This is a genomic window from Vibrio sp. FF145 (assembly GCF_041439075.1).
GTDB classification, from domain to species: domain Bacteria; phylum Pseudomonadota; class Gammaproteobacteria; order Enterobacterales; family Vibrionaceae; genus Vibrio; species Vibrio tasmaniensis_A.
Genome location: NZ_JBGONH010000021.1, coordinates 15,512 through 27,983, shown reverse-complemented (window position 1 = coordinate 27,983; position 12,472 = coordinate 15,512). Strand labels below are relative to the sequence as shown.

The following is a 12,472-nucleotide window of genomic DNA, read 5'->3' as shown; positions in this document are numbered from 1 at the left end:
GAAGTCGTCGGCTTACCCCTTTTGTACATCCGGTTTTATACTCGTCAAACCTATTAATTTACGCCAACACTGTCAGCATAATGATGAGCAGCGCCGCTAAAGCTAGTACGCCTAACGCACGCCATTGAGAAACAAACGCAACACTGCCATTAAGTTCGATTTTTCTTTGGAAGCCAGTGACCATTGCCCAAGTTAATGGTTTTGAGCGTAATTTATAGAACAAAACGGCAAGGACGTGTACCGCAATCAGAGTTGGAAGTACTTTTATCATAGTGAGGTGAATGTTTTCTAATAATGAAAATACGGAGTCATTCAACCAGATATTTGCATAGGGTAAGTGATCAAGAAGCCCTGCTAAGGCTAAACCAGAAACACACTGAATAGTTAAAGCTGATAACAGTGTAACAACCATCCAACCGCCAGCAGGATTATGGCCTGGCTTTTCTTTTTCTTTTCCTAATAAATAACGAACTACTGATTTAGGTGATCGTAAAAACTGTCTGAACCGGCTCGTTTCGCTACCCACCCAACCCCAGACCAATCGCCAAACGATTAATGTCATAAGTGCTAGCCCAAGTTGAACGTGGGGTCCATTACCTGAAATGCCCGATGCCATTAACCCCATGAAAAGCGCCGCTTGCGTCCAATGGTATAGGCGAGTTGATAGATCCCAAATCTTCATAGTTTCACTCTCTCTTTTGTTTATTTAATCTCTGTTCGCTTTACAATAATTTACACAGTAATAGTTGCAATTGCAACTGTTGCTGTGTAAATTGAATTTATCAAGGAAACACAGGCATCAAAGAAGCACAGACATCAAAGAAACACAGACATCAGAGCAAAACGGAACACCGAAACGAATCATCGATGTCTGTATCGAAACCAGACAACAAAAGCTATATGAAGCGAGGAGAGATCAATATGAACAAGAGAATGATTCACAAGAGATTGGTGAGCCTACTGTGCACTACAACCGTTTTACTTAGTACCCACGCTTGGGCATCACAAGATCATTCGAGCCAAATTGAACAGCGCCAATACGCATTTACACAAGTTGAAACCTTGATTGAGCAAGCCAAAGACTTATTAGATGGCAACGATACGAGTTGGCAGGTATTAGAAGAAACGAGTTTAGAGTTAACAGCTCATAGCGAATTGTTACTGACGTCATTTCCGGTGGGCAGCCAAGAGGGAAGTAAAGCTAAAGAGAGTGTGTGGAGTGAGCCTGAAAAATTCGAACGACTACTAAGTCAAATGAATCAAGGGTTCCAAGAACTCTATCAAGGTAGCCAACAAGGTGATGTATCACTGGTGGAATCAGGATTAAAAGCAGCGCAGGCGACTTGCAAAAGCTGCCATCGTTCATATCGCTCACGTTGGTAATAACATTCAGTTCGCTCAATTAACTAACTAACCCCATTTAACCAGTTAAAACTATTTAGCCAAAAAGGAACAAAATATGAAAATGAGTGTGTTTATAACACTAGCCGTTTCAATCATGTTTTCTGCTTTCACAAACGCAGCAGACTATGCCGTTGCTCTAGGCTACGCTGATGTGAATGTTCAACATTTGGGCTACAAACTGTCTGTGACGAATAACTAGTAGTCGTTGGTTGTTGAGTTAGTATTGGGTAAGTGAAAATACAATAACTGACAAAACTAATAGTTAGTAAAGTAATTAAATCGATTATTAACTAACCCCAATTTCGGTGAGATCTAAGTAATCGAATATAAGTGTTGATCTGAAGGAAATAAGAATGCCGTTGGGTTCAAATGACGAGAAATAAAGGGCTGAACGTTATGTGTTGGGTCCTTTTCTATTTTTCGTCTAGGTAACAACACTATGTTGAGCGTATTTAACTTAATTACCCTTCAACAGGCTGTTCGGTATGATTTTCCATACAATCAATGATTTGCTTGGTGAATGTCTCGCTATACGTGCCCCTACTCACATATATTGCTGATATTAACCTTGGATGGTTTATTAATTTATTTTAAAGCGTAAAATAAATGGTGCTTGCAAACTGTGTTGGTGACAAATTTGTCACCACGGTTTTTACTTCCAAATTATAGGTTTCCTATGTTCAAGAAACTCTCGCTTAAAAATAAGCTGGCGATCTCTGCCAGCATGGCCATTATCCTGGGGGGGATTTTGGTCGAAGTATTGTCTTTTCGTGCTTCATTGCAACGGTTGGATATTGAAGTTGAACAGCGCTTAGAAGGTGCATCAGCTTCTTACAATCAATATGTATCGGATTGGATCTTATCCAAAGAACGTGCGCTTATTTCACTTTCGAAGGAGTCAACACAAGAAAGCTTGGTGACCCACCTGAAGCAGGTTCGTGATTCAGGGTCGTTTGATAATGTGTTCTTAGCGTTCCCTGATGGCTCGCAAAAAAATGCGAATGGCGTAGTGTTGCCACCGGGCAATGATGATCCACGCGTATGGGGTTGGTACACCAATGCGGTTGCGAACCCAAGTAAGGTGTTCATGGATAACCCAACGGTTGCTGCGGCAACTGGGGCGAACGTTGTTTCATTAGGAACAGCAATGCAACTGCATGGCCAGCAGGTCGTTTTAGGTGCTGATGTAGAAATTACCGACATTCTAAACAGCCTTGAAAAAGTGATTCTTCCAGGCGAAGGCTACATGTTTATCGCGACCAACAAAGGCACGGTTTACACGCACGCTGATACAAAGTTGCTGAACGAGAACATTAGCTCGCTAGGGCTAGATTTTTCTGATGTACAGAAGGCACTGACTAGCGGTAAAGACACGGCTATCGAGTTAAATGGCAGCGACTATGTTCTGTACGCACGTGCGATTGATGGTACAAGCCTGATTACTATCAGTGTTGTTAATCATGACTCTTTGGTTGCACCGTTATTTGATGCGGTGATCGGTCAAGTGTTGGTGACACTGTTGGTTGTGATTGTATGTACCATATTGTTTAACCTGCTGTGTACTATTCTGTTCCGTCCGTTGAACCATGTGTCTCAGGCACTGGCGCAGATCGCTAATGGTAGTGGTGATTTAACTCAGCGTATTCATGTTGAGAACCAAGATGAAGTAGGAGAACTAGCACAGAACTTCAACACTTTTGTAGGAAGTTTACAGCAGTTGATTGGTCATATTCGTGGGCAATCAGAGCAGCTTAACAGCCAGTCAGAGAAAAGTACTCAGCGAGCGAATCGTTCGGTGGATGAGCTTAATCATCAACAGCAAGAGATCACCATGGTGGCGACGGCTGTAACGGAAATGGCGAGTGCAACGCAAGAGATTGCATCGCATGCTGAGCAAACCGCAAAAGCGGCACAAGACTCTGCGACAAGCACTAATAGCGGTCACGCCTTGGTTGTCGATACTAAAGGTTCTATCAATAACCTCGCCAATGAAGTGAACGAGGCGGGCAACGTGATCAGCGAGCTAAACAAGCATGCTCAAGAGATTTCAACGGTACTTGCTACGATTCAAGGTATTGCAGAGCAAACTAACTTGCTTGCTTTGAATGCTGCGATTGAAGCGGCGCGTGCTGGTGAACAAGGTCGCGGTTTTGCTGTAGTTGCAGATGAAGTACGTGTGCTTTCTCAACGAACTCACTCTTCAACAGAAGAGATAAAGTCAACGATTGATGTTTTACAACGCACAACGGCTCAAGCGGTTGATCTTATGGAGAGCAGCTCGAAACTGGCAATACATTCCGTCGAAGATGCCGACCGAGCTTCACATGCGCTAGAAGAGATCAACACAGCGGTGGCTTTGATTAGTGATATGGCGACTCAAATTGCTACCGCAGCAGAAGAGCAAACGCACGTGACGGGTGAAATTACTCAGAACATTACGACCATTAAAGATGTTACCGACCACTTAGTTGTGGGCGCACAGGACAGCTTAACTGAGTCGAACGAACTTAAGAGCCAAGCCGCTGGTTTAAGTGACAAAGTGGCGACTTTTAAGCTTGCTTAACTGTTTCACTCACTGATGCCTGATCAGTGAGTGATTGTTAAGCAATAAGTCAAAGCGACGTAGATTACGTCGCTTTTTTTGTATTTGTGAACCATACAATTCTCTATGAATCAGTTTCTGAAAACTCTCTAAGCGCGCTCATTGCTTCGTCTGCTTTCTCTTTCTGAACGAAGATATGGTCGTGGTAATAACCAGCAATTACGTTGGCGCTAATGCCGTATGAACCTAGCTTGGTGGCAAAAGCCGCTGTTAATCCAACCGCTTCAAGACTCGAGTGGACCGATAAAGTTATCAGGCTAAATACACCGTCGAAATTTAACTGCGCTTGAGTCGCAGATTCCTCTGTTAGGACCAAGGTTAACCCTTCCTTTTCACGAAAGGTCGCGATTGGTTCGAGTTGAACATAATCTGCTAATCCCCCGTCTACAGTACAAAAAACATAATCACCTTCAATGAGATCTGGTGACATGGACTTTAGCAGAATGTCTAAATCGGTAATGGCGGTCATCGTCTTTTTCCCTGCGTAATCGCGTTTGTTTATGGTGTTGGGTCATGCAGCAAGATAGAATTTAGTTTTGCACAAGTAAAATTAATAATACTTATTCCACATCAGTATCGTTAATGTCGAGATTCCTTCCATCTTGATGACATCGAACAAGTGCTGAGTGGTGAGATGGAGTGGGACTAAACTCATTATCTCTGTTGTGTTTTAGAAAAGCCTGGAGATTGTGTTACATTTAAGTTGATACACAACTGGAGATATCGATGATCTGGCTTTCAGTGAAAGTACTACAGATTGGACTTGTCTATGGATACAGGAAGTATCAAAAAACGAAAAGAGCTCCAGCTTAGGGGCTCTTTTTTTAGATGGCCTTGTTCTTATTAAAGTGAGACTTTCTTTTGGAACGTACAGTGTTGAAAGAAATGTTGTATTTGTCCGGTTTAATAACAGGCTATTCCTCTCAGTCTCAGTCTCAGTCTCAGTCTCAGTCTCCAACTCAACTTAGAGAAAACCAAAAAGAAAAAGTATGGCGAAAATAGAACAAGTTACCCCTCATATCGGTGCGCGAATCCATGGAGTCGATCTCGCCACATGCAGTGTGACTGAGCTCGATGAGGTTTATCAGGCGCTGATTACCCATCAAGTAATCTTCCTAGGTGATCAAGTACTCTCACCAGAACAACACTTGATGATTGCAGAGCGATTTGGAAAACTCGAGCCTGCGCATCCTTTCTTTCCTCGCGTCGAAAGCGCACCTCAGGTGAGTGTCATCGAAACAACCCGTGGTAATGCACCCATGGAAAGCTATTGGCATACGGATCTAACCTGGCGCAAAGTGCCATCGAAAGCTTCTTTGTTGCATGCTCAACATATTCCAAGCACCGGTGGGGATACGATTTGGTGTTCGATGACGGCGGTTTTCGAGTCATTAGATGAAGACATGAAAGCAAAGCTGAGAGGGTTGTCTGCGACTCATTCGCTGGTGGCTTTCGAGGGAGTTGAGTCAGATCAGATAGAGCTTGATTGGCACAAATCACTACTTAAAACCGCGCAGAAAAATCCACCTGTAATCCATCCTGTTGTTAAGAGCCATCCGGAAACCGGTAAAGAAACACTTTATATCAATGAACAGTTTACTCGTTATATCAACGAGCTCGACCGACAAGATAGTGATGCTTTACTTTACCAACTGTTTGAAATTGCACGACGCCCTGAGTTTCAAGTCCGTTTCAAATGGGACAAGGGATCAATGGCTATTTGGGACAATAGGGTAACGCAACATTACGCGGTGATTGATTACGGCGATACTCCAAGAAAGATGCATCGCGTTACAGTGACATAATGCAAACGAAGAGGCGCAGCACTTGCTAAGGCGCGTTATTGGTGTAGGCGTGAGCGTATAAATCTGAATCACTTAGGGATGTTGTCTGAGTTAAAGTATGAAACCGAGACTTTATTCATCTAAGTCATAATAAAATCAAAAGCGTTGATACATATTTGATTGAAAGCTCACTGCTCTGAGGTGATGTGTAATATACTCAGCGGAAAACATAAGAACCAACATCAAATTTTAGACTTTGTAAACGTTAGGGCTTAGTAAATAAAGTATTTGTATGAACGCGATTCGTAAAGTTTATCAGTACGCAGAACCTAACCTAACCCTTGTGGGTTGGATGGGCTTTGTCGGTTTCCCTGCTTACTACATTGTATGGGAATTCTTGTTTCCGCAACCCTATGAAAATTTAGCCGTGCGTCTGTTTTGCTCGGTATTGTTCCTTGGGATTGTTGTTCGTAATCGTATTCCATTTGATTGGCGAAAGTACCTTCCGGCTTATTATCAAGTCGCTATTACCCTCTGCTTACCGTGTTTTTTCTTTTACATGCTGCTGATGAATAACTGGTCCAACGTATGGGTTATGTCTTTCATGTCGGCTATTTTCCTCCATATTCTATTAGTTCACGTCACTCGAGTGATGTTTGCACAAACCTTCGCCGGGATAGGGATTGCTACCTTGTGTGCATGGGTGGCACAAGGCTTCTACTTAGAGCTCACAATGGATTGGACGCATGTGCCAATCTTCTTATTTATCTATTTGTTCGGTAACTTATTTTACTTCCGTAATCAGGTGGAACATGAGAATAAGGTGTCATTGGCGAAATCTTTTGGAGCTGGTATCGCGCATGAGATGCGAAACCCACTAAGTGGTTTACTGACATCTATTGATGTTATGCAGTCCATATTGCCGAATCCGAAAAGTGGTGGCCACCAAGGGCAATACGCTTTGAGTAATGAAGAAGTTATACAGTTACGTGAAGTGGGTGATGAAGCGATGGAGATTATTCACTCAGGTAACGAGACGATTGATCTGCTATTGACTTCAATTGATGAAAACCGAGTATCTCGTTCTACGTTCAAGAAACATTCAGCTCAAGCGGTGGTGGAAGGGGCGATAGATAGCTTTAACTATAAGCGCTCAGCTGATAAATCAGCGATCTCTTTAGATGTACAAAGCAACTTTGACTTCTTGGGTAGTGATACCTTGTTGAAGTACGTGATGTATAACTTGTTCAAGAACGCATTCCATCATCGCAGCCCTGAAGATTTTCATATTCATGTCACCATGTGCAGTGATGACGTGACCAATCAAATTATGGTTACCGATAACGGAGCTGGTATTTCAAACGATGTCATTCGACGTATCTTCCAGGATTTTTACACCACCGGCCAATCAGGTAACTACGGCCTAGGTTTGCCATTTTGTCAGAAGGTAATGCGGTCGTTTGGTGGAGAGATTAAGTGTAAGTCTGAGGTGGAACAGTGGACGCAGTTCACGATGACTTTTCCATCTTTGACTTCTCACTCTGTGAACGAAATTAAGAGTGAGCTCACTAAGCTAAAGACAGTGTTGATGGTGAGTGACCAGAAAGTACTCTCTGATAAAATTACTGAGACATCACGTTTTATGGGGTTTGACCTCACCGTATTAGACGTTGTATCAGCACTTAAAAATAAGGAATATCAATTTGAGTTCGACTTTATTTTCGTTGATATGGAGGGCTTAGATTTAAGAGCCAATTACCTCGATAGAATTGAATCTTTGCTATCGTTCACTGAAGCGAGAATCATCTATTTGTATGAGCATCACCCCATTAAGCGTGTTCGTAACGTTGCTTTTGAACCGATTTGGGTGGAAACACAAGTTTGGCTACTGAATACCAAAGCCACCATCGAGCGCTTACTTTTCGATTCCAATTACGTGTTGCCGTCGGTTGCTGTGAAACCACTAGAGGCGACTAATAAACGTACGATAATGGTGGTGGATGACAACGAATCTTTGCGCCGTTTTACCGCAATGTTATTGGAAAAACAGGGCTTTGACGTTGTACAGAAAGAAGATGGCCAACAAGCGTTAGATGCTTTGGATACCGAGGATGTTGATTTGATTCTGATGGATATCGAGATGCCAATTATGGATGGTATTGAAGCTTCTCGTCGAATCCGCAGTGCAGCCAAAGAATACTCTACAGTGCCGATTATTGCTCACACAGGCGACAGTTCCCCAGTGACATTGGAAAAAATGGAATCGTCAGGCATGTCAGATTTTATTGTGAAGCCAGCGGATAAAACCCGACTGTTCGATAAAATTGCACACTGGATTTGATTGGTTGTACCGCCCGGTTATCCAGCTGAACTAAATAGATAAATAGATAAATAGATAAATAGATGAACACAAGAAAGAGCTCAGCAATTCGCTGGGCTCTTTTTGTATCGCGACATGATAGCGTCTATTCAGTCCTGCCGTTTGTGTTAGTTATAGAATTGGTGTGTACAGAGTTATACGAACTCTAACTCTGGGTGATGGTACGCTTCGTGACAAACTGTGAGCACATGGTCAATGTCTCGTGGTGTCATATCGGCATTCACTGAAAATCGGATGATGTTCTTGTTCTTGCCCGTAGCGGGGCGGCAGAACACCGCACCGAACACATTCCGTTCTTCGAGGAAATCGCGAACACGTTCAGTGTTTCTTTCACTACCACATTCTAATGCCACAATTTGAGACTCGCTGCGGATATTAAAGCCAATTCGTTTTAGACCCGTAGTCAACGATTTAGCACGCTGGAACAGAGCCTGTCGTTTATCATCTGCACTTTTGATTACCTCTAATGTTTTCTCTAAACGGACCACCTCTTGTGGTAACACGGTCGAGCTGAAAATCGCGGGATAAGCAACAAACGGTAAGGTTTCTGAAAGTAGTTTTGGTCCAAGGAGCGCGCCTGCACGATAAGCAAAGGTTTTAGCCAAACTTACGGTGATGAAGTCGACTTGCTTTGTAAGGCCCAATGCGTGAACTATGCCGGCACCATTTTCCCCATGCGTGCCCAATGAATGCGATTCATCAACGACGACGGCACAATCAAACTCCTGCGCCATTTCGTAGATGTCGCGTAGTGGGGCGATGGTCCCAATGGTACTGTAAACCGAATCGACCACAATAACGCCTGAGCCGTGGCGCTCTAACTGTTTACGCAGGTGATTCATATTGTTATGCATAAACGGGTGGGCGATGCCGCCAGCGGCACGAATGCCTTCCCATAGCGACATATGGGCAAAAAAGTCGATATACACCGATGTGTCCGGCGGGCAGATGGTTTGTAATAGTCCTATATTGGCCGCCCAACCTGACTGAGAAAGCAAACAGCTCTCCATTCCGACATAGTTCGCGAGCTCGGTTTCAAACGCAGGTTTTGACTCTTCATCTTGTAAAAAAATTGCAGACATCACTACGTTGTCATCGTGTTCAATAATCGCTGCTTGATGGGCGTCTTGGATCGGTTTGTTGTGTGACAGTGCTAAGTAATCATTGCTCTGCATCACGACGGCATTGCGCTGAGGTCGTTTACCCAATACCAAGTGCTTTTGGCTTTGGTTCTGGGTAATGAGGTCTTGAATATAGAAATTCAAGCGTTCTTCGATAAAGGAAGGTAGTGGTTTGTTTCTTGTTGTATCACTCATAATTATTCTCTTCAAATACGGGAAAACGCCAGCGCCGGCGGTTGTATATTGAAGTTAAAAAGTGATGTGTCATTAGTCAGTTTGCATAATTTTGTATGTGCTAGCAAACTCAGTATTTAAAGGTATCGAAGCGAGTCATTTTCCTTACGGTGCGGGGCTTTAACCTAGATCAGATAGGAATGATAGCCTTCTTTTTTATGATAAAAGGCTATTAAAATTCGGTGTTCTAATGACCATGAAAAAGTCGATTCTGAAAAGCTTTGATGTCCTAGCTGCGTATTATGAACTGGCACGTATTAAGAACTGGAACGTATTAGCTATGAACGTGAATCAGTTCGATTAAGTCGTTCAATTCCTGCTTGGCTTTTCCCTCTAACGAGTAACCAATATTGATGCGTAAGCAATTGCTGTAAAGGTCATGAGTGCTAAACAGGTGCCCAAGCCTGATATCAACGTTGTGGTCGGCAACTGCCTGAGCAAAGCTTGATTGGTTCAAATTTGGTATTTGTAGCCAAAGTACCATGCCACCTTGTGGGTTACTTATCTTTACTCCTTGGGGAAGGTGCTGAGCCAAATAACTTAGGTATTGCTGGCGCAAAGAGAGAAGCTGAGTACACCTTCTTCTAACGTGTTTTGCGTATTGACCAGATTCGATAAAGTCAGCAACTGCAAGCTGAGTGGGTAGGGCGACGCCATAGCTTGCAGCAGAAAACTGAGCCTTGTATTCGTTAATGAACCTCCCTGGTAAGCACCATCCTAATCGGTAACTCGGTGACAAGCTTTTCGATATTGAACCACACCATAGTACATAGCCGCCTTTGTCGTAGTATTTCGCGGGGAGTGGAGTGTGTGAGGAATAAGAAAGTTCCAGATACACATCATCTTCAATGATCGGTACTTGATAGTGATTCGCTAATTCAGCAAGCTTTTGTTTTTGACTAGCCGACATGTTGATCCCTTGAGGGTTCATATGAGAGGTACAAAAAATCGCGGCATCCACTCGTTTATTCTTCAAATGTGCTTCTAATTGTTGCAAGTCGATACCGTCATCTAGAGATGGGATCTCGATGATTTGTCGCGACATCTTTCCGAGCAACTCCAGAATGCCGTTGAAACAAGGTGAACTAATCGCGATGGTGTCGCCTTCTTTGGTGCACGATTCAAGTGCAGCCTTAATCGCAGACATACAGCCTGCCGTAATCACCATCTCTTCAGGTGAAAAGTGTACATCGAGCTTGGCAAAGTGAGTGGATAATGCCTGACGTAACATTGGCTCACCTTGTGTATCTGGGTAATGGTTTAGCCTGCTGCTCATACGCCGAATAGCGCGGCGAAAACTGCGTTCCAGTTCAACAATCGACTGTTCATCATTGGCGGTGCTAGACACCCCTAAAGGTCCATTGATTGAGCTGTGAGTTGATGAGGTTAGCTTGACGCTCGACACTTTACTTTCAAACTGTGCCCACTCTGGGGTTGAATGAGCAGGTTTATGAGGAGAAACAAAATACCCTGCTTGCGGTCGAGAGTGTATCCAGCCTTGTGATTCCAGTTCTTGGTAGCAGCTCACCACGGTCGACATGCTGATGGCTTGTTGTTTAGCTAATTGACGCAGCGAAGGCATGCGTCCACCTTCGGGTCTTTTCCCCGTTTCAATCTCATCAATAAACTGATTGGCTAGCTTTCTGTAGATGCTCATGGTCACGACCGTTGTTAACTGTACTGATTTTTATTGTAAAAATTGTATCTGTACTGGTTTTATTGATCAAGGGATACTCATTCAAAACAAAGGAGGGGTCAGTATGAAAAGAAATGATTTGTTGTTAGCGGTGTTCGTGATGGCAATTTGGGGATTCAATTTCTCGATGATCAAAATGGGTGTAACCAATGTTCATCCGTTGCTGGCAACTGCCGCGCGTTTCTCGCTAGCGGTGATTCCGGTGATATTTTTTGTAGCAAGACCGAATGTCGCGTGGCGTTATTTAGTGAGTTATGGCTTTGTGTTTGGTGTGGGCATCTGGGGCATGGCTTCATGGTCAATCACCGCTGGGCTCTCATCGGGGCTTTCGTCGGTGTTGCTTTCAACCAATGTGCTAATTGGTATGGCGGTTGGCGTGTGGGTTTTCAAAGAAAGTGCGTCGGTTCGCAAGTTAATGGGTGCGATGTTAGCCATGTGCGCGTTGGCAGTGCTGGTTTCCGCAGCAACGGGCAATGTCACTGTTAATGGCGTGATTCTTATTATGGTCGCAGCGTGTAGTTGGACGTTAATGGGCGTGATTGTTAAAGCGTCTAAAACCACTCAGGCTTTTGCGTTTAACGTGTGGGGCATGCTATTTGCGCCAGTTCCATTAGTGTTGTTTGCGGTGATGCTGCACGGTGACCAAATTATTTGGCAGGCGATAGAACAATGGGATTGGAACGCAACGATTGCTGTGTTGTTTCAGGCTTACCCAACCACGCTATTCGGTTACTGGGTGTGGAATAAACTGTTAATTCAATATCCGTTAAGCACGACAGCGCCGTTAACCTTGCTAGTACCTATATTCGCATTGATCAGTGGTTACTTTATGTATGACGAGGTGCTATCAGTCGCTCAAGTTGTGGCATCTGTACTGTTTCTAGTCGGTATAGGTTTGATAGTGAAGCCTGCTAAGACAACCGTAAGACCTCTTAGGGAAATAAAGACGATTGATTGAGCGTTTTCTAAAAACACAGCAGAATAGCATTGTCGAAAGGATTGACTAATTCGAATTAAATTCTGAAATGATACAAATATCATATTTAATAATGGTTACTTAGTAACCTCTGTTGAGTTTGATATCAAATCAAGTGGCTGATTTTATTGGGTATAGGATAGAGGTCTCAAAAATTATCTTTTAGAACACTAAAGTTTTAAATTCTTATTATGTTGGATTTTTCGGGATATAATATCGCATCGTACCTGTTGGTTAGGTGTTTTTTAGCTATATATGTGACTTTACAAGGGAGT

Annotated in this window: 10 protein-coding genes; 6 read left to right on the top strand and 4 right to left on the bottom strand. The window is 43.3% G+C overall.

The features are described 5' to 3' along the window. Window positions 1–58: 58 nt before the first annotated feature. Window positions 59–682 (bottom strand): cytochrome b/b6 domain-containing protein, encoded by a 624-nt coding sequence (locus ACED42_RS09835; protein ID WP_017096976.1) that lies wholly within the window; start codon window positions 680–682, stop codon window positions 59–61. Window positions 683–867: 185 nt separating this feature from the next. On the opposite strand from ACED42_RS09835, the gene ACED42_RS09830 reads away from it, so the two are divergent. The 3 genes from ACED42_RS09830 to ACED42_RS09820 all read left to right on the top strand — a co-directional run bounded on the left by ACED42_RS09830 (window position 868) and on the right by ACED42_RS09820 (window position 3,967). Beyond that, window positions 868–1,383: a cytochrome c gene (locus ACED42_RS09830; RefSeq protein WP_371702386.1), complete on the top strand. Its 516-nt coding sequence runs from the start codon at window positions 868–870 to the stop codon at window positions 1,381–1,383. A gap of 76 nt (window positions 1,384–1,459) precedes the next feature. After that, on the top strand, window positions 1,460–1,603 hold the full coding sequence (locus tag ACED42_RS09825) for a hypothetical protein (RefSeq protein ID WP_017096974.1): 144 nt from the start codon (window positions 1,460–1,462) through the stop codon (window positions 1,601–1,603). 477 nt (window positions 1,604–2,080) lie between these two features. Then, window positions 2,081–3,967 (top strand): methyl-accepting chemotaxis protein, encoded by a 1,887-nt coding sequence (locus ACED42_RS09820; protein WP_371702384.1) that lies wholly within the window; start codon window positions 2,081–2,083, stop codon window positions 3,965–3,967. A 103-nt stretch (window positions 3,968–4,070) separates the two neighbouring features. Here the strand turns inward: ACED42_RS09820 and ACED42_RS09815 are convergent, their stop codons facing one another. Continuing rightward, a complete protein-coding gene (locus tag ACED42_RS09815) occupies window positions 4,071–4,475 on the bottom strand; it encodes an ACT domain-containing protein (RefSeq protein ID WP_371702382.1) in 405 nt (134 codons plus the stop codon). Between the two features lie 520 nt (window positions 4,476–4,995). Between ACED42_RS09815 and ACED42_RS09810 the strand changes: the two genes are divergently transcribed. Then, window positions 4,996–5,811, top strand: coding sequence for a TauD/TfdA dioxygenase family protein (locus ACED42_RS09810; protein WP_371702379.1), 816 nt, complete (start codon window positions 4,996–4,998; stop codon window positions 5,809–5,811). A 271-nt stretch (window positions 5,812–6,082) separates the two neighbouring features. Then, window positions 6,083–8,131 carry a response regulator gene (locus ACED42_RS09805; RefSeq protein ID WP_371702377.1) on the top strand — a complete coding sequence of 683 codons (2,049 nt, stop codon included), beginning with the start codon at window positions 6,083–6,085 and terminating at the stop codon, window positions 8,129–8,131. 173 nt (window positions 8,132–8,304) lie between these two features. On the opposite strand, the gene cqsA is transcribed toward ACED42_RS09805, so the two are convergent. Both cqsA and ACED42_RS09795 read right to left on the bottom strand, forming a co-directional pair. After that, window positions 8,305–9,486, bottom strand: coding sequence for an alpha-hydroxyketone-type quorum-sensing autoinducer synthase (cqsA, locus tag ACED42_RS09800; RefSeq protein WP_371702375.1), 1,182 nt, complete (start codon window positions 9,484–9,486; stop codon window positions 8,305–8,307). A 313-nt stretch (window positions 9,487–9,799) separates the two neighbouring features. Next, complete coding sequence (locus tag ACED42_RS09795; RefSeq protein WP_371702373.1) at window positions 9,800–11,182, bottom strand: PLP-dependent aminotransferase family protein; 1,383 nt, start codon at window positions 11,180–11,182, stop codon at window positions 9,800–9,802. A 103-nt stretch (window positions 11,183–11,285) separates the two neighbouring features. Between ACED42_RS09795 and ACED42_RS09790 the strand changes: the two genes are divergently transcribed. Next, entirely contained in the window at window positions 11,286–12,179 is an 894-nt protein-coding gene (locus ACED42_RS09790) for an EamA family transporter (RefSeq protein WP_029225334.1), read from the top strand. The last annotated feature ends 293 nt before the right edge of the window (window positions 12,180–12,472 follow it).